Annotated in this window: 25 protein-coding genes and 1 pseudogene; 16 read left to right on the top strand and 10 right to left on the bottom strand. The window is 57.7% G+C overall.

The annotated features are described in order from the left end of the window. Window positions 1-64 precede the first annotated feature (64 nt). Window positions 65-2,140, top strand: a complete 2,076-nt coding sequence (gene glgX / locus LPJGGPFB_RS25410) for a glycogen debranching protein GlgX (RefSeq protein ID WP_173422701.1) — start codon at window positions 65-67, stop codon at window positions 2,138-2,140. Window positions 2,141-2,507: 367 nt separating this feature from the next. Here the strand turns inward: glgX and LPJGGPFB_RS25415 are convergent, their stop codons facing one another. The 3 genes from LPJGGPFB_RS25415 to LPJGGPFB_RS25425 form a co-directional block, all read right to left on the bottom strand. Beyond that, window positions 2,508-3,020 (bottom strand): sigma-70 family RNA polymerase sigma factor, encoded by a 513-nt coding sequence (locus tag LPJGGPFB_RS25415; RefSeq protein ID WP_173422702.1) that lies wholly within the window; start codon window positions 3,018-3,020, stop codon window positions 2,508-2,510. Window positions 3,021-3,167: 147 nt separating this feature from the next. Continuing rightward, window positions 3,168-3,947 carry an SDR family oxidoreductase gene (locus LPJGGPFB_RS25420; protein ID WP_173422703.1) on the bottom strand — a complete coding sequence of 260 codons (780 nt, stop codon included), beginning with the start codon at window positions 3,945-3,947 and terminating at the stop codon, window positions 3,168-3,170. 218 nt (window positions 3,948-4,165) lie between these two features. Beyond that, complete coding sequence (locus LPJGGPFB_RS25425; protein WP_173422704.1) at window positions 4,166-4,708, bottom strand: PTS sugar transporter subunit IIA; 543 nt, start codon at window positions 4,706-4,708, stop codon at window positions 4,166-4,168. Window positions 4,709-4,798: 90 nt separating this feature from the next. Between LPJGGPFB_RS25425 and otsB the strand changes: the two genes are divergently transcribed. After that, the gene (gene otsB / locus LPJGGPFB_RS25430) at window positions 4,799-5,605 is read left to right on the top strand and encodes a trehalose-phosphatase (protein ID WP_173422705.1); all 807 of its coding nucleotides are present in this window, start codon (window positions 4,799-4,801) and stop codon (window positions 5,603-5,605) included. A gap of 92 nt (window positions 5,606-5,697) precedes the next feature. After that, on the top strand, window positions 5,698-6,063 hold the full coding sequence (locus LPJGGPFB_RS25435; protein ID WP_173422706.1) for a response regulator: 366 nt from the start codon (window positions 5,698-5,700) through the stop codon (window positions 6,061-6,063). Window positions 6,064-6,102: 39 nt separating this feature from the next. On the opposite strand, the gene LPJGGPFB_RS25440 is transcribed toward LPJGGPFB_RS25435, so the two are convergent. Further along, window positions 6,103-6,381, bottom strand: coding sequence for a hypothetical protein (locus tag LPJGGPFB_RS25440; protein ID WP_173422707.1), 279 nt, complete (start codon window positions 6,379-6,381; stop codon window positions 6,103-6,105). Window positions 6,382-6,737: 356 nt separating this feature from the next. Here LPJGGPFB_RS25440 and LPJGGPFB_RS25445 point away from each other — a divergent pair, with 356 nt between their 5' ends. The 5 genes from LPJGGPFB_RS25445 (at window position 6,738) to LPJGGPFB_RS25465 (ending at window position 11,178) form a co-directional block, all read left to right on the top strand. Continuing rightward, a complete protein-coding gene (locus LPJGGPFB_RS25445) occupies window positions 6,738-7,652 on the top strand; it encodes an AI-2E family transporter (protein WP_234903038.1) in 915 nt (304 codons plus the stop codon). A gap of 149 nt (window positions 7,653-7,801) precedes the next feature. Then, window positions 7,802-8,497, top strand: coding sequence for an endonuclease/exonuclease/phosphatase family protein (locus LPJGGPFB_RS25450; RefSeq protein ID WP_234903039.1), 696 nt, complete (start codon window positions 7,802-7,804; stop codon window positions 8,495-8,497). 423 nt (window positions 8,498-8,920) lie between these two features. Next, a complete protein-coding gene (locus tag LPJGGPFB_RS25455) occupies window positions 8,921-9,172 on the top strand; it encodes a DUF982 domain-containing protein (RefSeq protein ID WP_173422709.1) in 252 nt (83 codons plus the stop codon). A 126-nt stretch (window positions 9,173-9,298) separates the two neighbouring features. Then, window positions 9,299-9,853, top strand: coding sequence for a DNA-3-methyladenine glycosylase (locus LPJGGPFB_RS25460; RefSeq protein ID WP_173422710.1), 555 nt, complete (start codon window positions 9,299-9,301; stop codon window positions 9,851-9,853). A 71-nt stretch (window positions 9,854-9,924) separates the two neighbouring features. Continuing rightward, the gene (locus LPJGGPFB_RS25465) at window positions 9,925-11,178 is read left to right on the top strand and encodes a DUF763 domain-containing protein (protein ID WP_173422711.1); all 1,254 of its coding nucleotides are present in this window, start codon (window positions 9,925-9,927) and stop codon (window positions 11,176-11,178) included. Window positions 11,179-11,180: 2 nt separating this feature from the next. Here the strand turns inward: LPJGGPFB_RS25465 and LPJGGPFB_RS25470 are convergent, their stop codons facing one another. The 4 genes from LPJGGPFB_RS25470 to LPJGGPFB_RS25485 all read right to left on the bottom strand — a co-directional run bounded on the left by LPJGGPFB_RS25470 (window position 11,181) and on the right by LPJGGPFB_RS25485 (window position 13,684). Then, complete coding sequence (locus LPJGGPFB_RS25470) at window positions 11,181-11,447, bottom strand: hypothetical protein (protein WP_173422712.1); 267 nt, start codon at window positions 11,445-11,447, stop codon at window positions 11,181-11,183. A gap of 160 nt (window positions 11,448-11,607) precedes the next feature. Next, window positions 11,608-12,063: a hypothetical protein gene (locus LPJGGPFB_RS25475; RefSeq protein WP_173422713.1), complete on the bottom strand. Its 456-nt coding sequence runs from the start codon at window positions 12,061-12,063 to the stop codon at window positions 11,608-11,610. 10 nt (window positions 12,064-12,073) lie between these two features. Next, complete coding sequence (locus LPJGGPFB_RS25480; protein WP_173422714.1) at window positions 12,074-12,298, bottom strand: hypothetical protein; 225 nt, start codon at window positions 12,296-12,298, stop codon at window positions 12,074-12,076. Between the two features lie 51 nt (window positions 12,299-12,349). Continuing rightward, entirely contained in the window at window positions 12,350-13,684 is a 1,335-nt protein-coding gene (locus tag LPJGGPFB_RS25485; protein ID WP_173422925.1) for a PQQ-dependent sugar dehydrogenase, read from the bottom strand. Window positions 13,685-13,894: 210 nt separating this feature from the next. Here LPJGGPFB_RS25485 and coxB point away from each other — a divergent pair, with 210 nt between their 5' ends. From coxB to LPJGGPFB_RS25510, 5 genes are read left to right on the top strand one after another with little or no spacing between them, the layout of a single operon-like run. Continuing rightward, window positions 13,895-14,863 carry a cytochrome c oxidase subunit II gene (gene coxB / locus LPJGGPFB_RS25490; protein WP_173422715.1) on the top strand — a complete coding sequence of 323 codons (969 nt, stop codon included), beginning with the start codon at window positions 13,895-13,897 and terminating at the stop codon, window positions 14,861-14,863. After that, window positions 14,860-17,382, top strand: coding sequence for a cytochrome c oxidase subunit I (gene ctaD / locus LPJGGPFB_RS25495; RefSeq protein WP_173422716.1), 2,523 nt, complete (start codon window positions 14,860-14,862; stop codon window positions 17,380-17,382). The genes coxB and ctaD overlap by 4 nt, the downstream gene beginning before the upstream one ends. A gap of 8 nt (window positions 17,383-17,390) precedes the next feature. Continuing rightward, window positions 17,391-17,768 (top strand): hypothetical protein, encoded by a 378-nt coding sequence (locus LPJGGPFB_RS25500; protein WP_173422717.1) that lies wholly within the window; start codon window positions 17,391-17,393, stop codon window positions 17,766-17,768. Beyond that, window positions 17,765-18,397, top strand: a complete 633-nt coding sequence (locus LPJGGPFB_RS25505) for a cytochrome c oxidase assembly protein (RefSeq protein ID WP_173422718.1) — start codon at window positions 17,765-17,767, stop codon at window positions 18,395-18,397. Before LPJGGPFB_RS25500 ends, LPJGGPFB_RS25505 begins: the two co-directional genes overlap by 4 nt. Next, window positions 18,394-19,416 carry a c-type cytochrome gene (locus LPJGGPFB_RS25510; RefSeq protein ID WP_173422719.1) on the top strand — a complete coding sequence of 341 codons (1,023 nt, stop codon included), beginning with the start codon at window positions 18,394-18,396 and terminating at the stop codon, window positions 19,414-19,416. The genes LPJGGPFB_RS25505 and LPJGGPFB_RS25510 overlap by 4 nt, the downstream gene beginning before the upstream one ends. 12 nt (window positions 19,417-19,428) lie before the next feature. Here the strand turns inward: LPJGGPFB_RS25510 and LPJGGPFB_RS25515 are convergent, their stop codons facing one another. Together LPJGGPFB_RS25515 and LPJGGPFB_RS25520 are read right to left on the bottom strand one after the other, a co-directional pair. Next, window positions 19,429-20,040 (bottom strand): general stress protein, encoded by a 612-nt coding sequence (locus LPJGGPFB_RS25515; protein WP_173422720.1) that lies wholly within the window; start codon window positions 20,038-20,040, stop codon window positions 19,429-19,431. A 14-nt stretch (window positions 20,041-20,054) separates the two neighbouring features. Then, window positions 20,055-20,351: a PepSY domain-containing protein gene (locus tag LPJGGPFB_RS25520; protein ID WP_427858498.1), complete on the bottom strand. Its 297-nt coding sequence runs from the start codon at window positions 20,349-20,351 to the stop codon at window positions 20,055-20,057. 897 nt (window positions 20,352-21,248) lie between these two features. Here LPJGGPFB_RS25520 and LPJGGPFB_RS33780 point away from each other — a divergent pair. The 3 genes and pseudogenes from LPJGGPFB_RS33780 to LPJGGPFB_RS25535 form a co-directional block, all read left to right on the top strand. Next, window positions 21,249-21,470 (top strand): DUF2934 domain-containing protein, encoded by a 222-nt coding sequence (locus LPJGGPFB_RS33780; RefSeq protein WP_173422722.1) that lies wholly within the window; start codon window positions 21,249-21,251, stop codon window positions 21,468-21,470. 19 nt (window positions 21,471-21,489) lie between these two features. Further along, window positions 21,490-21,930, top strand: a complete 441-nt coding sequence (locus tag LPJGGPFB_RS25530; RefSeq protein WP_173422723.1) for a CBS domain-containing protein — start codon at window positions 21,490-21,492, stop codon at window positions 21,928-21,930. Next, window positions 21,923-22,345 (top strand): annotated as a pseudogene (locus tag LPJGGPFB_RS25535) (HD domain-containing protein); the annotation flags it as partial. The gene LPJGGPFB_RS25530 and the pseudogene LPJGGPFB_RS25535, both read left to right, overlap by 8 nt. Window positions 22,346-22,856: the final 511 nt, after the last annotated feature.

Here is a 22,856-nt window from a genome sequence, read left to right on the forward strand (position 1 = left end):
ATCAGCGTTCAAGCCTCGCCAGCTGGTCTCGTACTGGGCTGCATTTTTGAGCCGCGGGGTCACAATGGATCTGACTTTTTCTAAGCTCGATTTTCTCAAGCCGGAACTCGGGGCCGAATACACCGGCCAAGGGACTCATTTCGCCCTCTTTTCCGCACATGCCGAGAAGGTTGAGTTGTGCCTCTTTTCAAACGATGGAGAAAAAGAGGTAGCGCGCATGCCACTGCCTGAGCGGGAGGGTGATATCTGGACGGGCTACATCGAGGGGATCAAACCCGGCGTCGTCTACGGATATCGCGTTCACGGACCATACGAACCAAGAAAGGGCCACCGCTTCAATCCGAACAAGCTGCTGCTTGATCCTTACGCGAAACAGATCATCGGAAGCCTGAAGTGGGACGATGCACTTTACGGTTACACGATCGGTCACAAGAATTGCGATATGTCATTCGATCACCGCGACAGCGCTGCATTCATGCCCAAGGCCGTCGTCGAGGACCCGGAGTTTGACTGGTCGGGAGAGGAGGCAATTCGTCGACCCTGGACTGATACCATCATCTACGAAGCGCATGTGCGCGGGCTCACCATGACTCACCCGAAAGTGCCGGACGCCATCCGCGGAACCTTCAAGGGAATGGCCCACCCCGCAACGATCGATCATATCGCCAGCTTGGGGGTTTCAGCCATTGAGCTGCTTCCGATCCAGCATTTCATCAATGACAGGCACCTCATCGAGAAGGGCCTCACCAATTATTGGGGTTACCAGCCTCTTGGATACTTCGCGCCCGAACCTGGATATCTTTCCGAGGGCATTGGCGAGTTCAAGGCTATGGTCAAGGCATACCACGCCGCTGGCATCGAAGTCATAATGGACGTGGTCTACAATCATACCGGCGAGGGCTCCGAACGTGGTCCGACGCTGAGCTTTCGGGGCATCGACAATCTTAGCTACTATCTGCAGTCGCCAGATGAGATGCGTCATACGTTTGACACGACTGGAACGGGCAATACCCTCAACGTCGCCCACCCGATGGTCATGCGCATGGTTCTCGACAGCCTGCGATATTGGGTCACCGTCATGCATGTGGACGGTTTCCGTTTCGATCTCGCAAGCACGCTCGGGCGGGAGGGGGATGGGTTTGACAGGAACGGCGGCTTTTTCGATGCAATCCGGCAGGATCCGGTCCTCGCGGGCGTCAAGCTTATCGCGGAGCCTTGGGATATTGGGGAGGGCGGATATCAGCTTGGCGGATTTCCCCATCCTTTCCGCGAGTGGAACGATCAGTTTCGGGATGATGTTCGTCGCTTTTGGAGACAAGACCAAGGCGTGTTGCCGACGCTGGCTGAACGCGTAGTCGGCTCCCCAATCCAGTTCGATCACTCCGGGCGGGCCGCGACTTCCTCCATCAATTTCCTCAGTGCGCATGATGGCTTCACCTTGTCCGATGTTGTGGCCTTCGATGAAAAGCACAACGACGCAAACGGTGAAGACAATCAGGACGGACATTCCAACAATAACTCGCACAATCTCGGCGCGGAGGGTGCAACGGAGGATAGGGATATTCTGGCGGCGCGAACCCGGCGTCGGCGCGCGATGATGGCCACGCTGATGTTCAGTCAAGGCGTGCCAATGCTGCTCGGGGGCGATGAGTTGAGCAACTCCCAAAACGGCAATAACAACAGCTACTGCCAGGATAACGAAATAGGATGGATCGACTGGGACGGCGGGGACCCCGACTTTTTTTCATTCTGTCGCGCCGCGATCGAGTTTCGAGGCCGCTTTCAGTTGCTTCGCCACGACCGGTTTATGACCGGCGAGGTCGGCGATCCACACAGTGTGACTGTCCAGTGGCTGGGTCTGGATGGGCGGCCGCTGAAGGAGGAGAACTGGCATGAAATGGACAGGCACCATCTGGTCGTTTTGTTGACCGGACATCAAGAACTGACAGGCACCCAGATTCTACTGGTCTTCAATGCGGGTGACGCGTGTGAGCTGAAGCTGCCTGAACCGGCCCATCGCTCGTGGCAGCGTGCATTCGACAGTTCTGGCAAGACCAGTACAATACCGGAATGTGGCGAGGTCGATATGATAGAGGGCCAGTCTGTGTCCGTCTTCCTGTCGCAAGCCGCGGGGTCCTAAAGCACCATCGCGCGTCGGGTGAGGTTAGGACATCTGGAACATGAGCGGTCGATGGCGGTTGCCGCACCGCATGGTATGAGAGATGATAAAGCGCTTGGCGTATTGGCTTTGGGAAACCGAGGAGTCTTCCTGAATGCTAGGCGACACGTCACGGCGAAACGGCGAAGAAGCGAGCCGCGGAATCGACGGACACCACTCCACTATTCGACAGGAAAGGGGAACTCCAAACGTAGCCTCGACGGTGCTTGCGCGGACTTCGGCTTCGGGCGCCAAGCGCACAAAAATCGCGACATGCCCGAACCTAAGCGTTGTGAAAAAGAACTGATATCAAAGAGATAGGGCCAGCATTGGCTCGCCTTGATCTGACCTAAAGGATTGGATTGCCACTCATTTTGTTCGTGAGTTCCTCGCGAGCTCGATTGAGGCGGCTTTTGATGGTACCGATCGCACAGTCGCATACATCAGCGGCTTCCTTGTAGCTCATTCCATACCCAGCGACGAGTACAAGGACATCACGATGTTCTGGCGACATCGCCAGCAGCGCCGCGCGCATGTCCAGGTCCAGGACGAACCACTCCTGCGACGGCGGGATCGCGATGGGCATGTCGGCACAATCAATGACGCCGGGAGCTTCTCGTCTGCGCACTTTGTACTGTGTCCGGAACGTATTATGCATGATCGTGAAAAGCCAGGATTTGAGGTTTGTCCCAACCTCGAAACGGTCGATGCTGCGTAGTGCCCGAAAGAGGGTTTCCTGCACCAGATCGTCACTTTCATATCGCGAAGAAACGAAGGTACGAGCAAAGGCCCGTAAGGCCGGAATTAGATCCACCACCTGGTCCTCGATCGCAGCTGGTTCTCGTTCAGCATGTATGGTCATAAAACGCCACCTTGTCTCTTTAGGAGGGAGTGTCATCAGAAGGAATGCGCTCTGCTTGACAATGTTCCCTCGGTCGCAGATTCGAGTGGAGTTTGGTGGGGGCCCTTTCGATCCTTTCAACGATGGGAGACTTCGGCCAACTTCGCGTCAGCGAAGAAGCCCCTGGCCTCCATCGACCCAAAGGGGACTGCCGGTGACATGTCGTGACTGGCTTGAACACAGAAACCAGACGGCATCGGCGATGTCGGAAGGCAACCCCGGCTTCCCCCCGGTGATCGGAACGTCCCCCTCTGGCCATTCGACCGGGATGGCCGTTTCTTCCTCGCCGCGCAAGGTCGTGTTATCGCCTATCTTTGTGGTGATCGCTCCTGGACAAACGGCATTGATCCGAATGTGATGCCTGCCCAATTCAAGGGCGAGTTGCTGCACCATTGCAACTTGGGCGGCTTTGCTTGCAACATAGGCGGTGGCGCCAGGAGTGGTGAACGTACGAGTGCCATTGATCGAGGAAATGACAACTATGGATCCGCTTCCGTTCGCCTTTAGATACGGTATGGTCAGATGGAGCGTAAGATACGTTCCGCGCAAATTGACCGCGATCGTTTCATCCCATTCATCAGGTTTAATGTCATCAATGGGCGCCCAGACCCCATTAATGCCGGCATTGGCGACAACGAAATCGAGGTGCCCTTCCTGATCGACTAATAGCTCGATAGCCGATCTCATCTGTTTTTCATCAGCTATATCTGCTTCAAGCACCATAGCCCGACCACCTTCCGCATTGATGGTGTCGACCGTTCGGCGCAAATCGGTAAGGCCACGTCCTAGCGCGCCGACAGCCACTTTCTCGCGAGCCAAACGGCGCGCTACGGCTTTGCCGATGCCGGAGCCGGCGCCGGTCACGAGCGCCACGGGTGAACGAGCCATGGGAATTCCTTGTTGCGTGCGAGGACTAGAACAGCCCAACCGATCAAGTGTTCCACACTGATGGGCAGAAAGAGCTACCACCGGGGAACACACCGTCTCGCTCGTTGTTACGACCTCACAGCAAAGGAGTGTGGATATGAACCAGATTGTCTATCTCGTCGGACTTGTCGTCATCGTGATCGCCGTTCTCTCGTTCTTCGGGTTGAGTTGAGCAGGCCTCATCGTAACGACAGTCCCTGACCGCTGCGCACTGTAGGGGTCCCCCGACTGTGATCGCCAAGTGCAACGATAACATCGGTCACGTCGCGCGCAGCGCGCAGCCGCGCCAACAGTTCTGGGTCCCGAAAGATTCGGGAATGACGGGCAAGTGCAGGCAGAAAGCCATTCTGGCGCGACGTCGGCCAGATCAACATGATGACGACATCGACGGGTACATTTATGTCGTGGTTGAAGATAACGGGGTCCCGAAGAAGGATCAAAAGCTTGAGTGGTTCCGGCAGTTTGCGAAGAAAAGCATGCGGAATTGCCACGCCAGCACTATTAGCAGTGGAACCTAGCTTCTCACTTTCCCGCACTGCCTTCAAGATTTCCTCCGACGGTAGTCCGGCAGCTTTGGCAAGGACCAGTGAACCCGCCTTGAGGACCCTATCAACGTCCGTGGCGAGAAGCCCGGTGATTATCTCCTCCGGGGAAAAGAAAGGGCTCTCCAACATATCGACCTCCTTGCAATTGCTATCATCCAAATTCGCCAGATGCTTCATTGTTCCTGAGGTGCGATCGCCAAGAGACGAACGCCAAGTTTTCCGTTCACCCCACTTGCCGGTAAGCGACACAATCCTATCTGGTAGACGATGACTTCCCCTCGCAACGAAGTGCCGGTGGACCTTCAAACATCCGATCTGGATCCCGTCCTACTGCATCTACTAGGTCGCCCGGGCCACTGGGCTCTTTTTCTGGATATTGACGGCACCTTGCTCGACATCGCTGAAACGCCGGACGCTATTCGTGTTCCAGCGGAGTTAGGGGAGCACCTCCACCGACTTTCGCGGCGAATGGACGGCGCGTTGGCAATTGTAACGGGTCGCGCGCTTCTTTACGCGGAAGGTCTGTTTCACCCTTTTGAGTTTCCCATGGCCGGCCTGCACGGGGGAGAATTGCGGGGGACGACCGGGGAACTCACGCTGCGTCAGGTCCCTGAAGCCTTCGCTGTCTTGAAAGGCAACCTTCTTGCTGAAACGAGAAAATTGTCGGGCGTGATGGTGGAGGATAAAGGACCTGCAATTGCCGTGCACTTCCGACTGGCTCCATCGATGGCTGCTACAGTGGAAGGCATGATGAGGCGGTACGCCGAAATGGCTGGACCTGATTGGGCCCTGCAGCTGGGCAAGATGGTTTGCGAACTTCGACCGTCTCGCGCCTCGAAGGCCGACGCGCTGGAGCGCTTCATGGCCGAGCCAACGTTCCGGGGCCGACTTCCCCTGGCGATTGGAGACGACCTGACGGACGAAACGATGTTTGCAGCAGCCAACGCGTTGGGCGGACATTCCATCCGCGTGGGCGAAGCGTCATCGGCAACGTGCGCGCGGGGTAGGCTGCGCTCGCCAAGTCTTCTGCGTGCGTACATCGCGCTGGCGGCAACTGCGAACTCGCTGGTTTGAACTCTTGGACGTCTGGGGCGTTATAGAGCAGCAGTCCGTTTAGCCCGATGCTTTGCACTCCCATTGATCGTCGACCAGCCAAGGATCCATTCATGCAACTCGCCGGACAAACAATCCTTGTGTTGGAGGATGACTTTCTTCAGGCGGACGAAATCGTTCGAGTGATCAGTCTGTCCGGCGCACAAGTGGTCGGTCCGTGTCCATCGATCGACGGCTGCATGATGCATCTTTCTTCCATGTATATTTCGGCAGCGGTCGTGGACATCAATATCGGTGCAGGTCCGTCCTTTGAAATACCGCGTGAACTCGCGCGTCGTTCAATTCCCTTTATCTTCCTCACTGGATATGACCGAACGGTGGTTCCGCAAGAGTTTTTTGCGGTAAAAAGCCTGGAGAAGCCCGCCGACGAGGACCAACTCGTTTCGGCTCTCGTTTCGATCCTTTCCATTGCTGTCTAAAGCACGCTCGATGTCGGTTCTACATGGCATCGCACCGGTTCAACCACGGACCTTTTGCCTTTCGCGCTTGTTCACATCGTCCCGCATTCGTTTTAGCCAAAAACGTTGGCCTGCCTGGTTGATATAGGAAGACAGAAGCGACATCATCGATCGAACCAACTTCGAACGGACGTACTGGCGTGCGACCATCGACCGCGAGGCTGTTCTGTTTTCGAAAGCCTGCTGGGGCGCTGACATCTCGGCTGCTCTCATCGGCTCGATCTTTTCTTTTGTGACTTTCCTTGAATTTTTCTTCTTTGCTCGTTTCTCTTTTGCCATCTGACACCTCACGATCAATCTCCCGGACTGCATATTGGATAGGCATACCGGGGCACTCATAAGAACGCTCTCGGCTACTCCAACCTCCGCCCGTAGCGATCGTTCCCCGAACGCGTTCGGAAGCATCGAAACGATCCCTGAGCCCAGGCGTTTCCATCTGAAGGGATGACTGCGCGGCAGCCAAACGCCTTACCCTGGAGGACGCCAATGGCCCTACATCGGATCTGCTTTTATCTGCTGCTTACATTGGTCACGCTTGCGTTCGTAGGGATTATGGTGCCCTTTTTTTCCGCCATCCTGTGGGCGCTTGTCTTGGCCATCGTGTTTCATCCGCTCCATCGCCTTGTCGAAGACAGATGGGGTCGCAGATCCAACAGGCTGCCGCCATCAGTGTCGGCGGCTGCATTTTTCTGGTCATCGTGCCGGGACTGGCAGTACTCGGCGCATTGCTTAAGGAAGGCGGCAAGCTCTACACAAAGATCAAAAGCGGCTCACTTGACTTGCAGCCTTTGGCGGAAAAATTAGAATCCATCTTGCCGGAATTCGTCACCACCTGGCTGCAACAGTTGGACATCCAAAGCTTCAAGGACCTGAATGCCTCTCTATCGGCCGGACTTGTCGAGGGAGGGGGCTTTTTTGCCAGTCGCGCGCTCAGCCTGGGCCAAAATACGTTTGGTTTTGTTATTTCGGCCGGCGTGATGCTCTATCTCCTGTTCTTCTTCCTCAGGGACGGCCGTGAGCTCGTACGAGCTGTCCGCAACGCGGTTCCTCTCAGTGATGATCATACACGCAAATTCGCAGATAAATTCACTGCTGTTGTTAAAGCCACCGTTCGTGGCAGCCTCATCATTGCCTTGGTCCAAGCCACGATCGGAGGGCTTGCCTTCTGGTTTCTCGACTTGGAGCCGGCAATGCTGTGGGCCGTTGTGATGTTCTTTTTCTCACTTCTTCCGGTCCTCGGCACCGCTATCGTCTGGGCTCCCGCATCAATTTACCTTGCTGTTGGCGGGTTGTGGCTGAAGGCCGTGCTCCTCGTGTTTGTGGGGGTTCTGGCAATAGGACTCGTCGACAATCTTCTTCGCCCGCGGCTGGTTAGTAGCGAAACCAGCATGCCCGACTTTGTCGTGCTGCTTTCGACGCTCGGTGGTCTATCGGTCCTCGGGGCAAATGGCTTGCTGGTTGGACCATTGATCGCAGCACTCTTTATCTCCGCCTGGACAATTTTCGCCGAGGAGGCGGCATTCAACCCAGCCGGGCACGACAAAGAATAGGAAAAGGCAGTTTCCATTGCGAGCGTGCAGGAAGCGGGGATTTTAGGAGTCCGGCTGTTCACACGATGCCGCGGGCGGAACGAAAGCCGGTCCCGCCTGTTCCTGTCAAAGTGAAATCTCACAGGGCTTGTCCAATGGAATTCTCTATATTGACCTACAATGTCCACAGCTGTGTGGGCACCGACCGCTGCATTGATCCCAAGCGAGTGGCAGACGTGATCGCATCATGCGACGCGGACGTGATCGCTTTGCAGGAACTGGATGTTGGACGGCAACGCACACAGTCGATTGATCAAGCCGAAGCCATCGCCGAACACCTGCAGATGCGGTCTCATTTTCACCCCGCTTTCAACCTTGAAGAGGAATTGTATGGAGATGCCGTATTGACAGCGCACCGATCCGAACTTGTGCGGGCAGGCCCATTGCCGTCTATCGGCGAACCGCGGGGCGCCTTGTGGGTGGAAATCCATATCGCCGACAGGAGTGTGAACGTGGTCAATACGCATTTGGGTTTGAGACGGCGGGAGCGTATCGCTCAAGCGAACGCGTTGCTCGGCGATGATTGGCTTGGGAACGAGCGCTGCGTTGACAAGCCGACCGCATTCGTTGGGGATCTCAATGCGGTCCCAGGGTCCGGGGCCTTCGAGAGATTTTCCGATGTATTGTTTTCGGCAAGGGTGCAGCGTTGCCCTACCTTTCCATCCCGGTTTCCAATTCTGCAACTCGATCACGTTATGCACAATGGTTGGCTGCAACTCTTATCGATCGAAACTGTCAAATCCGGATTGGCCAGGCTTGCGTCTGACCACCTGCCGCTCCTTGCCCGTTTCTCCGTCAAAGCCTGAGAGAGGGGCAACTGCTGTTCGTACATTGTCAACGATCAATCCACCTTCGACTAACCAAAGGTGATTGTTCTGTCGGTCGACGCGGAACAGAATGGATCAAACATTGTTGTGTGTCCTTCAAGGAGACACTCCGATGGCACAACACGGATTTGAAGGCGAGGAACGCTACGGCCGCGCCCTTGAGACGTCGATCTGAGAAAAGGCGCGAGATGGGGTTGCATCCGGGTCGCCACGAAGCTGCGAAACAGCGCCGGCGCAAGGATCGGTTCCGTGGCAAGGGCCCGCGCGGGTCTCCTCAGGACAAACGCCGAGCAGAAGTTTGCGTCGACGCGATCTGCGGAGTGTCACATGTTCACCCCCCCTTGCGGGTGGATGACACAGGTGATGGCACGCACCCTCATGAGATGAAAAGGACTATCGTCGATGTCACCAAATCCCGGACCGTGGAACGAACCTGTTCTCATACAATTGCCCGATGCACAGAATGCCGAGATCGTCGCCAATGCGCGGGAAGCCCACGAGATCCTCTCGCGCCGATGGCCGGCGCATTCTACTGGCGCCTCCTACACCTCCGCTTTGGCAGCATGTTCACAGGTTCTTTCCGGAAACGCCCCAGCTTACCTGTCGCGCATCGCTTTCGTCAACGCAGTGGAGGAGGCCGGCTTCAAGCAATAACCTGTTTGCCTTAGTGTTCGAAGCCAAGATAACCCACCCGCCGGAAATGGCACATCGAGGTTGCAATGCCGATGGACAGTTCCCAAGCTCGTTGACCTCGCGCCTACAAAGGAGCGTTCGCGGCGAATGCTGGATTCTGGTTTTTTCTCGAGGGACGCCGTTCAGGTCGCTCGTGAGCTCATTGGCTGCCCGCTTCTTGTGGCCGGCGTAGGTGGCTTGATTGTCGAAACAGAGGCTTACACGGAAAACGACCGCGCGTCTCATAGCTTTCGTGGCCCGACAGGGTCAAATGCAACGATGTTTGGAAATCCAGCCCACGCCTATGTCTACAGGACCTATGGGATTCACTGGTGTCTAAACTTCGTCTGTCTGCCGGGAAGCGCGGTCTTGATCAGGGCGTTGGCACCAACCACGGGATTGGCCGACATGGAAAGCCGGAGGGGAGGTGGGAGGGCGCGCGCCCTTTGTTCCGGACCAGGTCGCCTGGCACAGGCATTGGGTGTTACCGGGGATCTGGATGGAGCACCGCTGACAATGGCGCCGTTTCAGCTTCAGCCCGCAAGTGTGCCAGTAGAGGTGGTGACAGGGGTGCGTATTGGCATTACGAAGGACGCTGATCGACCATGGCGGTTCGGTGAGAGAGGCTCTCAATTCCTTAGTCGACCATTCTCAATTAACTGACGGCGTCAAGCACGAGGCACCCGCTCCGCTTGATTGCCATTAGCAGCCGGCCAAGAAATGAGACAACAGGAATGGCAAATCGAACGGGCAGCGCCGACTTGCCTCTGCATGGGGGCCGCGTGCCGCGCTGGCTATCTGATCGGATGGCGAAATTGGCAGCGGTCCTCAGCGAGGCTATCATCGTCCACTACGGCCGCGATGAGCTTTTGCGTCGATTGGCCAATCCTTTCTGGTTCCAGTCGTTTGGTTCCGTCATGGGCATGGACTGGCATTCGTCCGGGATCACTACAAGTGTGGTCGGCGCGCTGAAACGTGGGCTACAGCCTAGGGCCAGCGAACTCGGTGTCCACGTCTGCGGCGGTCGTGGCGCTCAGTCGCGCAGGACCCCCGGCGAACTCCTCGCAATAGCAGCGAAGGTCGGCATCGACGGCGATGAACTGGCCAAGACAAGTCGCCTGGTCGCCAAGATCGACAGCGCCGCGGTCCAGGACGGTTTTGATCTTTATCTGCATGGCTTTGTCGTGACCGACGACGGGAAGTGGATGGTGGTTCAACAAGGCATGAACGGGGCCCAAAAGACTGCAAGGCGATACCACTGGCTCGCCGAAGGGATGAAAAACTTTCTTGATTCACCCCATGCGGCAATCGATGGCCAGAACCAGGGGCGGATACTAAACCTGTCAGACAGCCGTGCAAATGCCTCGCGGGAACGCCAATTGGATCTTCTATCCCAAGCCGGGCCGGATCGTATCGTTTCAGATCTGGTAGGTCTGAAAGGAACGAGCGGCCAATCATCACCCCCATCGGACCAGTTGTTGCTGCCGCACGTGGTAATGCCCTCTCATCACGACGTTCGTCAAAGTGATGTCAATATGAAACGATTGCACGCCGCTCTGGCTGCGGCAGCAGATCGCGGCCCGAAGGATTTTCAGGAATTGCTTCTGACGCCGGGGATCGGCGCGCGAACCGTTGAAGCACTTTCGCTCGTGGCTGAAATGATCCATGGCGCTCCCTGCCGCTTTGCCGACCCGGCTCGCTTCTCGCTCGCACATGGAGGCAAGGATCGCCATCCCTTTCCCGTTCCGCTTAAGGTCTACGATGAAACAATACGTGTGATGAAGTCGGCGGTCCGTCGCGCCCGTCTGGGGAGAAGCGAGGAACTCAATGCCTTGAAACGCCTGGACGACCAAGCGCGGCGCCTGGAGCATTATGCGACCGGACCGGACCTAAATGACATTGTCGCAGGCGAGTTCGACCGCTCTTTTACACTGGGCGGGCGCAGCGTGTTCGGTTGGGAAAGCGGCCCGGAGGGCAACGACGGCTGACCTCAATACAAAGCATAGATTGAGATATCGATACGATAACTTTTGTCCGAAGCCGTGTGCGTTCGTGGACGAACGAGCCAGAGAGCGCATTCCGAGAGCGAGGTTTCGTCGCGGTTTCCCATGGCAAATTCATCGGCAATGAACCTTGCAACATACTCACCGCGCGCTCCCCTGCGCTGGATGTTGGCGCTCAGGCACGCCCGGTCGTGAACCCTTCGCAGCATGGCGACATCCTCTGGCGTCGGCCCTTGGGTCGTTACTTCTTTCATGGCACCTCCTCCCGTGCGTTCTCATCGAGACATCGTCGACCGCCAACATAGCATCAACCATCTGCTCAACCACGAAGGGGCGTCTTTGTTCCCTGTCGAGGCAGCTGAGCTTGCCGGCGACCAAACACATCTCGAGAAATAAAAGCGGGGCTCAAACGCGCTAGATTTGAACGGGCTTGATGGTCGCGACGGAGACGGTGCCCTCAAGCTTTCCCCGAAGGAGGTCGCGCCGTCCTCGCTCGATTTCGACAACCGAATACAGTTTTTCGTCACGAAACGCGCTCGCATCTGCCGTGCTAACGCCCTCGGCCGGTGCTGCATCCACCTCCATGAAATCAAGCTCGCATCCCGACGCGACTACTCGTGCGTCGCCGGCCGTGCGCGCAGCGACAACCACCTCCCCTTGAAATGGAGAATTGCGCCATCTCGGATCGCTTTGCGGCGCGGTCGGGACGAGCCTGTACACGTTCAGCGGGTCACCGATGCCGACGGTGGCTGAAGCCAGGCTCCTTGCATCATTAAATTGCGCCTGACTTTCGGTAGAGCGGCCAAACGTCGTGTCGCTTTCACCGCTCAACTTTGCCTCGGAGTCCGGGTTTTGAATGTTGTTCGACATGATGAACGCCTCATAGATGGTTGATTGTCGGGAGAAATGTCTCCAGCTCCTCGCGCTTTTGCCGAGGCAGGGAGGCGATGTTTTCCTGCCAGAACCTCTCCGCTTCCGGAGGTTCAGTCTCCCAGAGCCGGAGAGAGATTTCATTGTCGTCGAGTGCGGTTTTGCGCTGTCCGCCAAGCGTGATGTAATGCGCGGCCAGATCCTTGAGCCGGCTTGTGATTTCACTCTGTTTCATTTGCACATCCTTTCAGTCATCGACGCAGATCCGCGTGAAGCGGCACGCAAACTAAATGGCGGGCGTTACCCTCCAGATCGTATTGCCGACATCATCGGCAACCAACAGGGCACCCTCACGGTCGATCGCAACGCCGACGGGCCGACCGCGTGCCTTATCGTCGCTGCCGATGAAACCCGTCAGGATATCGACGGGTGCACCGGAGGGTTTGCCTTGCGCGAAGGGGATGAAAACGACCTTGTAACCGCTGCGTGGACGCCTGTTCCACGAGCCGTGCTGGCCGACGAAGGCGCCATGCTTAAATTCCGGTCCAAAGAGATCTCCGCCGTTGAAGACCAGTCCAAGCGAGGCCGTGTGGGGGCCGAGCGCGTAGTCCGGGACGAGCGCCTTCTCAACCAGGTCCGGCCGGGCCGGGGTCACGCGGATATCGACGTGCTGGCCGAAGTAACTGTATGGCCAACCATAAAATCCGCCATCCTTCACTGAGGTCATATAGTCCGGCACGAGATCGCTGCCGATCTCGTCACGCTCGTTGACGGCCACCCATAGTTCGCCGGATTGCGGCTGCCATGCCAAGCCATTGGGATTGCGTAACCCCGACGCGAACAGGCGCACTTTTCGGTCGTGAAGATTGATTTCCAGAACGGCGGCACGGTTTGCTTCCGCCTCCATGCCATTCTCGCCGACATTGCTGTTTGAGCCGACGGTTGCAAATAGCTTGCTGCCATCGCTGCTGGCGATGATATCCTTCGTCCAGTGATGGTTGATGGGGCCAGCCGGCAAATCAGCAATTTTCTCGCCGGGCGAGCGGATAGTGGTGACGCCATCTTGGTAGGGGAACGCCAGGATCGCGTCCGTGTTGGCGACGTAGAGGACGCCGCCAGAAAGAGCCATACCAAACGGGGAGTTCAGGTTTTCAAGGAAGGGGTATCGTTCGTTCGCGACGCCATCCTTGTCGGTATCGCGCAGCAGCGTGATGCGGTTTGCACTTGCAACCTCAGCGCCCGCGCGGCTCATGAATACCTTCATGAAGAAGCCGCGAAGACTGAAACTTTCGTCCTCCTTGGGTGGCTTGTTGGTTTCGGCAACCAGAATGTCTCCATTGGGAAGAACATGGAGCCAGCGAGGGTGGTCCATGTCCGTGGCAAAGGAACCGACGGCCATTCCCGACACAGGCACCGGTGTTTCCCCTTCACCCCACATGGCCGCATCGGCGACGTTTATTGTGGGCAATAGCGTGGGGTTCGGCGCGGGAAGGGCAGGCGAGGTTCCGTAGCCCTGTTCGACGGAGACGGTCGCCTCTTCCCGGTTGAGAAGGACAAGCACCCCGCCCAGCGCGAGAAGGAGAATGAAGATTGCGGCGATGGCGACAAGAACACGACGCATGAAGGTTCCCTTTGCTGCAGGCGTTTTCCTTCCAACTCGCAACTCGCCCAAACGTTTCAACCAAAACCGGATCATCACAGGGGAACTTCGACCGTCGGCAGCGGTTCTTGATAAAATGCCCGGCGGGGAGGCGGTGGGTGATTGGCAAGAATCCATGACGAAACCCGTGGCAGCGCACCGAAACGAACGGTTTGCCCTCGAGCGAGCGTTATGATCTTGACGCTGCCGTTGATAATCTCGTGTCAAGGCGAGCAATCGACGCTAAACACGGCCGGCAGCGAAGCAGAGGATATTGCCCATCTGATCGTCGTGACTGCCGCCGCCGGGGCAATCGTCTGGGTTTGCGTCGTCGGCCTGATGCTTTTCGCGGCTGCCCGACGCGGCGAGCCGATGGCAGAGCAAAGTGCAGGCCTTGTTATCGCCTGGGGCGGCGTGGTGTTGCCAGCCAGTCTCCTCTTCATACTCCTTGCTTATGTGCTGTTTTCCATGCCGGCTACCCGTCCGTGGTTCGAGAAGAGCCGCGCCGACGTCGAGATCGAAATTACCGGCGAGCAGTATTGGTGGCGCGTTCGTTATCTCGACGAACGGGGCAACGTTCTGTTTGAAAACGCCAACGAGATACGCCTTCCGGCGGGCCGGAAAGTAAGACTGTTGCTGAGGGCGCATGACGTCATCCACTCGTTCTGGCTACCTTCACTTGCCGGGAAGATGGACATGATCCCTGGCCGAACCAATATTCTTTGGCTCGAACCTGAACGCGTGGGGATCTATCGCGGACCTTGCACGGAGTTTTGCGGCACCTCGCATACGCGAATGTCGATGCAGGCCCTGGTGCTTGAACCTCAAGCCTTCGCTTCCTGGGTGGAGGAAGTATCCTCTGCGCGCAAGTCTCCGGCAGATGCAAGGGCTCACGGGCAGGAAGCCTTTCTGCAACACGGCTGCGGCGCCTGCCATGCAATCGATGGTACGGCTGCCCGCGGCCGGCTCGGCCCCAACCTGACCCGGCTTTTTGAACGCGATCGGATCGGGGCAGGCGCAAGTGCCAACGACCCAAGCGGCCGCATGGCCTTTGTTAGAAACGCAGGCGCCATCAAGCCCGGTGCGTTGATGCCGGCCTTCCCGGAAATAAACGAAAGCGACCTGCGTGCGATAAGCGACTATCTGGGAGCCGCGAGATGACGTGGACAATATCGGCCCCTGACGAAACGAGCCGCGATAGGGCAGGCGAGGAGGCACGCCTGCGCGCAGTGTGGAGCAATCCACCCGGCTGGCGTTATTGGACGACTGTCAACAACACGCAGATCGGGCTTTGGTACTGTGCGACGGCCTTCGCCTTCATGCTGTTTGCAGGCGTGTTGGCACTGCTGATCCGCGTTCAGCTGGCGACCCCGCGAAACGATTTTCTCACCGCGGAGGTCTTCAACCAGGTTTTCACCCTGCATGGCACCGTCATGATGTTCCTTTTCGCCGTTCCGATCTTCGAGGCGATCGCGATCTTCCTTCTGCCACCAATGCTCGGTGCGCGCGAACTGCCGTTTCCGCGCCTCTCGGCTTTCGGCTTCTGGAGCTTTCTTCTGGGCGGTGTTTTCGTGTGCGGTTCCATATTCTTCGATGCCGCGCCAAACGCCGGCTGGTTCATGTATCCCCCGCTTGCCACCGACAAGGCCTATTCCGGCATCGGGGCCGACATATGGCTACTGGGACTTTCCTTCATCGAGGTGGCCTCGATTGCCGCAGCGGTGGAATTGATCGTCGGCATCATGAAATGCCGCGCTCCGGGGATGCGCATCAACATGATGCCGCTGTTTGCCTGGTATCTCCTGATCGTTGCAGGAATGATCCTGTTTGCCTTCCCGCCGCTGATTGCCGGCGACATCCTTTTCGAGATGGAACGAATGTTCGACTGGCCGTTTTTCGACGCGGCGCGCGGAGGCGACCCGCTGTTATGGCAGCACCTCTTCTGGATATTTGGCCATCCGGAAGTCTATATCATCTTCCTGCCGGCGATCGCCTTGATGGCCATGATTGTTCCCACCTTCGCCCGACGTCCGATTGTCGGCTATTCGTGGATCGTGCTGGCAGCAGTCGGCACAGGCTTCCTCAGCTTCGGGCTGTGGGTGCATCACATGTTCACAACAGGGCTTCCGCAGATTTCGCTCGCCTTTTTCTCGGCGGCATCCGAGGCGGTCGCAATTCCGACCGGTGTCCAGATATTCGTTTTTATCGCCACCATGCTCGCCGGCCGTGTCCTGTTCACCGTACCCATGCTGTTTGGCACGGGAGGGCTGGCGATCTTCATAATCGGCGGGCTGACCGGGGTGATGGTCGCCCTGGTGCCGATCGACTGGCAGGCTCACGACACCTATTTCGTGGTGGCTCACCTTCATTACGTTCTGATCGGTGGGATGCTTTTCCCGATCGTCGCCGGGCTCTACTATTATTATCCCCTGGTGAACGCCAGGAAGCTATCCGACCGCCTCGGCAAGTTCGCCTTCTGGCACATGTTCGTCGGATTCAACGTGGCGTTTTTCCCGATGCACCTGTCGGGATTGTGGGGAATGCCGCGAAGGGTATTCACCTACGAGGAGGGAACGGGTCTCGATGTCTTGAACCTGACATCGACCATCGGTGCCTTTGTCTTCGCGGCTGGTGTCTTGATCGTGGTTGCCGACGTGGTCAGGCCCAAACACCGCCAACCCAAGGAAGAGTTCAATCCGTGGAATGCCGGCACGCTCGAGTGGATCAGCGAACCGGAGGAAAACTGGGGCGTTCGCTCGATCCCGATCATTGCCAGCCGCTATCCGCTTTGGGATCAGCCAGAGCTAAGAGCAAAAATCAACGCGGGTGACTTCTACCTTCCCGATGCCAGGGAAGGTTATCGTGAGACACTGGTCACCTCGGTGCTTGATGCCGAGCCAATCCAGTGCCTGAGGGTCGGCGGAACGTCGATGCTGACTATTCTGAGCGCGGTTGCACTCGGTGGTGTTTTTGTCGCCACCACATTCCATTGGTGGGTAGTGGCCGGCGTTTGCGGGATGGTGTTCATCGTGGCGGTCTGGTGGTGGCTTTGGACGGGGACGGGAGCCATTCCAGAGCATGTCGACAAGAACGTTGGCCTCGGTTTGCGCCTGCCACTTTATGTGTCCGGGCCGGCTTCTGTCGGTTGGTGGGCCATGTTTATCACCATGGTGGGGGATGGTACGGCATTCGGAAGCCTGATCTTCGGTTACTTCTTCTATTGGACGATACACGACGACTTCACCGCAGGCCTGCCCGGTCCCGGATGGGTGTGGCCGTCAATATCCCTTCTCTTGTTCCTGGCGGCGTGGGTCGCATTGATCGCGGCGCGCAGGGCGAACCGGGCCGGGTCAACAGGTGTCACGAGACTGCTCTTAGGGCTCGTTTTGATCCTGGACCTTTCGGCTGCAGCGAGCGCGCTTGTCGGCCCCACGACAACCGGCATGGACCGGGTCGTCCATGTTTATCCCGCAATCGTATGGATCCTGCTTGGCTGGCTAGTCCTCCATGCGCTGGTCGGTGCACTCATGATCTTCTATTGCGCGGCTCGCAGCTTCCGGGGGCTGATGAACCGTGAGCATGACGGAGACCTCGTCAACGTAGTGCTCTATTGGCACTTTCTCACCATTACCGCGTTAACAACGTTAACGGTCGTCGGTTTTTTCCCGGCGCTGCGATGAGAGGTTTCATGCGGTTACTTCCACGCGAGCTCGAGACCCTTTGGACGCTGTTTACGGCGCCGGTTGTCTGGGCGCTGCATTTCCTCGTCTGCTATCTGACCGTGGCGATCCACTGCGCTAAGGTCGATCCCGGCGCATCGCTTGCGGCGATCCGCTTTATGCTTGCAGTCGCGACGGTCCTGGCGCTTGCCACCATCGTTTTGTCGGCAACACTCGCCTGGCGGCAATGGGGCTTTGGAACGCAGGAGCCGCCGCATGAAGAGCCGACGCGCGAGGATCGCAGACTGTTTCAAGGGTTCGCAACGCTGTTGTTGTCTGCGCTCAGCTTCGTATCTGTGCTGTTTGTCGCATTGCCGCTTGCGGCCATCGAGAGGTGCGCGTCATGAGAAAGCACTGGTTCTGTCTGGCGGCTTTGGTCACAGCACTCGCGTTCGGGGCCTCCCTTCAGACCCTGGTCGCCAGAGCTTTCGTCGGCCACATGGGCGTCCACATGATCCTTGTCGCGATCTGCGCACCCTTGTTTGCTATTTCATTTCATGGCACCGCAGTCGACGTCAGTCGCCATTGGCAGGCGACGAGCACGCTCCTGCTCTCCCTGATCGAGCTGGTTGTTATTTGGGCCTGGCATTTTCCGGCTATTCGCCAGGCCGCGGAAACGTCGAGCGCCGTGCGCACGCTTGAACTGGTGAGCTTCCTTACCGTCGCCACCCTTTTCTGGCTCGCCTGTATGAATAGCGCTCCGCGGCAGGGAGGAACACTTGCAGGCATCGGCGCGTTGCTCCTGACTTCGATGCACATGACCCTGCTCGGCGTCCTTTTGACCATGGCACCCCGGGCTCTTTACGGCGGGACAGAAGTAACGTGCCTCGGCCTGACCTTGACCCCATTGGAGGATCAACAGCTCGGAGGGATCCTCATGCTTCTAGTAGGGGCAGCGAGCTACCTGGTCGGCGCACTGATCCTTTTGGGGAGGCAGTTAGCCAATGCAGATCGATGGCAGGAAAGGCGATCATGAAGCGCTGCCTGACTTGTATCGCCGGCGCTGTGGTGATTGCCGGAGTGGGTGGACTAAGTATCGCGGGGCTCGGTCTCGTCGATGTCGGGGCGGCGAGCGGCCACTATGCCATGACGGAGTGGGTCCTGCACAGCGTCATGCGCGCATCGGTTCGCACAGCGGCAATAGGCATCGAGGCTCCCAAGACGCGAGCTCCCGAAAGCGGTATGACTATTGCCGCTGTGCATTTTGAGAGGGCCTGCTCCACTTGCCACGGTTCGCCACGGCGCAAACAGTCCCCCGATGTACTCGCCATGCTTCCGCCTCCTCCCGACCTTTCGCAAAGCATTGGTTCATGGAGCGCCGAGGAGTTGTTCGTGATCGTCAGGGACGGGATCCGCTATACGGGGATGCCGGCCTGGCCCGCGACCCATCGCGACGACGAGGTCTGGACGATGGTCGCATTTCTTCGAAAACTTCCTGGGCTTGATCCTGCGGGTTACTCAAATCTTTTGAATGCGCGGCACATTCAAAAAGGTCGAAGTTGCGCGCAGTGCCATGATGGGAAAAATGCGCTCGCCCCTAACTTCCAGAACCAAAGTGAGATTTACCTGCGCAACAGCTTGACTGGTTACCTGGAAGGAAAGCGATCAAGCGGCATCATGCAGGTGGTGGTCGCGGGAATGGATCTGCAGGAGATTGCGAACATAACAGGTGAATATTCCAAGACTGCAAGGAACTGTCGCCATATTGGGACCGCTTCAGCCCCCACGCTAGTCGTTGAGGGAGATGAAGTGCGAAAAATACCCGCTTGCAATGGGTGCCACGATGGGAAACGACCCGACTATCCAGTGCTCGACGGCCTTCCGGCTGCCTATATCGCCACTCAGCTGGCGCTGTTTCGTGGAGGAAATCGGGTTGAGAGTGTTAATCAGGAAAGGATGGCTTTCGCGGCACGTAACCTGACGGATGAGGACATGTGGCTGGTATCGAAACACTTCTCCTCACAGGCGCCATTGAATAGCGCCTGCGAGGAATGACTTTGGTCCCCGTTAGAGGGTTGTACCATACCGCCGACGTTCGTCTTCGATTTCGGTCGACGTATAAGGCGCCGAACGGTCGTCGAACCGGCGCCAGCCGGCAGCTGCGTATGCTTGACGGCGCCCGGCAGGATCGACCGAATTGTTGCGCAGGATTGTCTCGGCTTCATCGACAAGTCCTTCATCGACGCGAGCGGTCACTACGCTCCCTCCGCGACGGATACTTTCAGCATAGAGATGGGCATCGTCCTCGCTGACACCCGAATCCGTCATGGCGCCAATGATCCCACCAACCGCGCCACCGGCAACAGCGCCGGCGGCTGCCCCGGCTGCAGTCGCCGCCAGCCATCCGGCCGCCACAACTGGTCCAACGCCGGGGATTGCCATCAGCCCAAGCCCGGTCAACAGTCCCACAGCACCGCCCCCGGCCGCACCGAGGCCCGCTCCGGCTCCGGCACCTTCCCCGGCATTCGAATCTCTGTCGGAGTAACGATCCGAATAGCGATCGTCGGCATTGTTGGCGATAATGCTGATGTCTGCGGAGGGCACACCCGCGGCCTCGAGTTGAACCACGGCGTTCGTTGCATCGTCGTAATTGTCGAAAAGACCAGATACGGTTCTCATATGATGTCTCCTGATTATTTCGTGGTGACGTTACCCTGGTAGTCGAGGGCTACGGCGGCTGACTTACCATCCTTCATCGCAGTCGCCTGCCAAACGCCCTGATCGTCCAGCTTCAAAGCGCTCACGTCGGAGAAGCCGGCCGCTTCGATCCGTTCCTTTGCCTGCGCTTCGGTAAAGCTGTTTGCACCAGCAACGGGTGCGGTCGGATTGGTCGTTTCTGGCGTTGCGACGGCCGGGGCTTCACCATCGGTCGACGGAGTAGTCTGTGCCAAGGCTGGCGAACCAGCCAAAAGGAGCGCCGGGATAATCATTAATGCTCGTTTCATCGATCTACCTCTTTTGCGATGGGGCCATCCTTGGCCTCGGCTTCCCAACCCGCCAATTCGCGATTGGTTCCCTAAATCGACACCGCTGCGAAGTGCGTGAGTGACAGGTTCCGTGCAGGCACCTGGGTCACTCACGCACTGGAGATAACGGGGCGTTTGCGGACTTTCATCAGGGTTAGGATTTCTCTTTTCGTCGGGCAGTTTGTCGGGTTCTGGTTCTTCGATCGGTCTTGGGATCCAGGTTGGAGCTGGCATGGGGGTTGTTCATCGGGGTTAGGGCGCTTGGGCGTCGACATGTCTATTTGCTTTGGCGCTCGTGGGGCTGATGGCGAAACGCTAAAAGGCGCCCGGCAAAAAAATAGGACCTGCCCGTAACTCAGGGCCGCTGAAGCAGCGCGAGAGCTGTGGCAAGGCTTCCGAGAGAAAACGTGGCAGCAAAGGCATACAATTGGAGCATCAGAGCGATATACTCGACGCCGCCGCCATGGCCGAATGCCTCTGGTCGGATCATCATCATTGCGGTCGCAGTGAGGATTCCTACCAGGCCGCCATACGACATGTGGACAATTGTGAACCTGACGAGTCGCGGCATAACTTCCACCTCGCATGAGATCACCCAATCATCGGCTCGTGGATATGTTCCGGAGATCAGCCTTTGTTGGTTCGCGTTGGCCAACAAGCGGCGCGTAGTTTTCGTCCAACAGGCCGACACGAAGAGTAGCCGTCCCTCTCTTCGGGGTACCGCCCCTGGCGGGCGCTCTCCAGATTTATCCTCAAATGTGCGTGATCAACGATCGGTGCCAAATTTCTCCACTGGCAAGGATGGAACAATAGTCGGGTCGCGTGGTTTGCGAAGCGGGTACGTTCAACGGAGATATCGAGATGAGCGACAGGGACGAAATGATACGTCGGCGAGCCTATGCGCTGTGGGAGATTGCCGGCCGACCCGATGGCCAGGAAAAGGAACACTGGGAGCAAGCCGTGCGCGAGATGGCGCCGGGCGAAGCAGGCGATGCTGACGGGCTCGACACCTCCTCCGACCAGACGCAATTCGATCAGTCGAGCCCGCCTGTTGGGGGTGGGCAACCATACTTGCGTAATTGATCAGACGAGGAAAAACATCATGCGTATTGCCGACATCATGACGCATAACGTCCACGTCGCAAGTCCCGACGACACGGTGGGGATGATTGCCCGTCACATGGCCGAACACGACATCGGTTTCCTTCCGGTTGGACAGAATGACAGGTTGATCGGAATGATTACCGATCGAGACATCGTTGTGCGTTGCGTGGCACAGGGGAGGGACGGCGACATGCCAGTTTCGGAAATCATGACCAATGATGTCCGATACTGCTTCGACGACGAGGAAGTTTCCGATGTGGCAAGAAATATGGCTGACGTCCAGGTTCGCAGACTTCCTGTCGTGAACAGGGAAAAAAGATTGGTGGGCGTCGTATCACTGGCTGACGCCGCACGTACGGATAGCTGGATTGCCGGGACTGGCCTTAAGGGAGTTACAGAACCGGGAGGGCTTCACAGCCAGCGGGAAGATTATGGTTGAGGTTCCTCGCGTCGAAGCCCAGGCGCAATGCGTGAGAGCGGCCGAAATCGCCACAAATGCGCATGAGGGTCAGTTGGACAAGACCGGCGGACCGTATCTCGGGCATTGTCAGAGGGTCGCGGAAAACGTGGCCGGTGCTCCGGCCAAGACTGTGGCCTACCTTCACGATATCTTGGAAAAATCGGCAGCGTGGGATATCGAACGTCTCCGTCAGGAAGGATTTTCGTCGAGCATACTCGACGCGGTCCTCGCGCTGACCCGGCGCGAGCACGAGGACGAGGAAACATTTATCGCCCGTGCATGTTCGAGCGAACTTAGCACTACCGTCAAGCGGGCCGATCTGGAGGACAATCTTTCGCAGGCGCGATCGGCTGGCCTCGACACACGCAAGTATCGACACGGTCTTAAACTGCTTGAGGGTCACTTGCTCGACAAAAACGCAAAGCGCTTCAAAGCAAGGAGTTCCATAGATCGTCTCGTCGCGGGTCAAGGCGACTCTCGATCGGTCCGAGGGCGCAAGCAAGGTGGGCGGCCGCGCCCATAGCTGAAGCCGTAGCCTGCTACCAAAACGAGTACCTCACGAATTTCCGGAGTCAGTTCCAAGCGCGAGCGGCAGATCAGTTTCCATCGCGCACCAGCCCGGGTGTCCTACCGGTAGTAGCGGCAACTCAACGCGACCGGTCGGGCCGGGCGGCTTGCACCCACGAACCTTAGATAGGTGCGGAATGTATGGTGCATCCAACCAGGATTGGAGATTGGTCCCCCTCGCCTGAAGGGACCGATGCTCCACTGCCCGAAGCCTCGTCTCCTGAACCAGATCGTCGGCGTCAAATGGGGCCGAAGTAGAGTTGTCGGCCGCGAAGAGCAGGAACTCTCTTCCGGCTTACCGAAGGGCACCCTCGATTGCTCGGCGATTTAGTCCAGCC

It is taken from the genome of Ensifer adhaerens (genome assembly GCF_013283195.1).
Classification (GTDB): Bacteria; Pseudomonadota; Alphaproteobacteria; order Rhizobiales; family Rhizobiaceae; genus Ensifer; species Ensifer adhaerens_G.

Excerpts from the sequence above, each read along its gene's own strand:
- LPJGGPFB_RS25470 (WP_173422712.1), bottom strand. The coding sequence starts at position 11,447 with ATGAAAGAAGTAACGACCCAAGGGCCGACGCCAGAGGATGTCGCCATG.
- LPJGGPFB_RS25420 (WP_173422703.1), bottom strand. The coding sequence starts at position 3,947 with ATGGCTCGTTCACCCGTGGCGCTCGTGACCGGCGCCGGCTCCGGCATC.
- LPJGGPFB_RS25455 (WP_173422709.1), top strand. The coding sequence starts at position 8,921 with ATGTCACCAAATCCCGGACCGTGGAACGAACCTGTTCTCATACAATTG.
- LPJGGPFB_RS25485 (WP_173422925.1), bottom strand. The coding sequence starts at position 13,684 with ATGCGTCGTGTTCTTGTCGCCATCGCCGCAATCTTCATTCTCCTTCTC.
- LPJGGPFB_RS25440 (WP_173422707.1), bottom strand. The coding sequence starts at position 6,381 with ATGGCAAAAGAGAAACGAGCAAAGAAGAAAAATTCAAGGAAAGTCACA.
- LPJGGPFB_RS33780 (WP_173422722.1), top strand. The coding sequence starts at position 21,249 with ATGAGCGACAGGGACGAAATGATACGTCGGCGAGCCTATGCGCTGTGG.
- LPJGGPFB_RS25465 (WP_173422711.1), top strand. The coding sequence starts at position 9,925 with ATGGCAAATCGAACGGGCAGCGCCGACTTGCCTCTGCATGGGGGCCGC.
- glgX (WP_173422701.1), top strand. The coding sequence starts at position 65 with ATGGATCTGACTTTTTCTAAGCTCGATTTTCTCAAGCCGGAACTCGGG.
- LPJGGPFB_RS25445 (WP_234903038.1), top strand. The coding sequence starts at position 6,738 with ATGGGGTCGCAGATCCAACAGGCTGCCGCCATCAGTGTCGGCGGCTGC.
- LPJGGPFB_RS25515 (WP_173422720.1), bottom strand. The coding sequence starts at position 20,040 with ATGAGAACCGTATCTGGTCTTTTCGACAATTACGACGATGCAACGAAC.
- coxB (WP_173422715.1), top strand. The coding sequence starts at position 13,895 with ATGATCTTGACGCTGCCGTTGATAATCTCGTGTCAAGGCGAGCAATCG.
- LPJGGPFB_RS25530 (WP_173422723.1), top strand. The coding sequence starts at position 21,490 with ATGCGTATTGCCGACATCATGACGCATAACGTCCACGTCGCAAGTCCC.
- LPJGGPFB_RS25425 (WP_173422704.1), bottom strand. The coding sequence starts at position 4,708 with ATGAAGCATCTGGCGAATTTGGATGATAGCAATTGCAAGGAGGTCGAT.
- LPJGGPFB_RS25510 (WP_173422719.1), top strand. The coding sequence starts at position 18,394 with ATGAAGCGCTGCCTGACTTGTATCGCCGGCGCTGTGGTGATTGCCGGA.
- LPJGGPFB_RS25480 (WP_173422714.1), bottom strand. The coding sequence starts at position 12,298 with ATGAAACAGAGTGAAATCACAAGCCGGCTCAAGGATCTGGCCGCGCAT.
- LPJGGPFB_RS25435 (WP_173422706.1), top strand. The coding sequence starts at position 5,698 with ATGCAACTCGCCGGACAAACAATCCTTGTGTTGGAGGATGACTTTCTT.
- LPJGGPFB_RS25460 (WP_173422710.1), top strand. The coding sequence starts at position 9,299 with ATGCTGGATTCTGGTTTTTTCTCGAGGGACGCCGTTCAGGTCGCTCGT.
- LPJGGPFB_RS25500 (WP_173422717.1), top strand. The coding sequence starts at position 17,391 with ATGCGGTTACTTCCACGCGAGCTCGAGACCCTTTGGACGCTGTTTACG.
- LPJGGPFB_RS25505 (WP_173422718.1), top strand. The coding sequence starts at position 17,765 with ATGAGAAAGCACTGGTTCTGTCTGGCGGCTTTGGTCACAGCACTCGCG.
- LPJGGPFB_RS25520 (WP_427858498.1), bottom strand. The coding sequence starts at position 20,351 with ATGATTATCCCGGCGCTCCTTTTGGCTGGTTCGCCAGCCTTGGCACAG.
- LPJGGPFB_RS25415 (WP_173422702.1), bottom strand. The coding sequence starts at position 3,020 with ATGACCATACATGCTGAACGAGAACCAGCTGCGATCGAGGACCAGGTG.
- LPJGGPFB_RS25475 (WP_173422713.1), bottom strand. The coding sequence starts at position 12,063 with ATGTCGAACAACATTCAAAACCCGGACTCCGAGGCAAAGTTGAGCGGT.
- ctaD (WP_173422716.1), top strand. The coding sequence starts at position 14,860 with ATGACGTGGACAATATCGGCCCCTGACGAAACGAGCCGCGATAGGGCA.
- otsB (WP_173422705.1), top strand. The coding sequence starts at position 4,799 with ATGACTTCCCCTCGCAACGAAGTGCCGGTGGACCTTCAAACATCCGAT.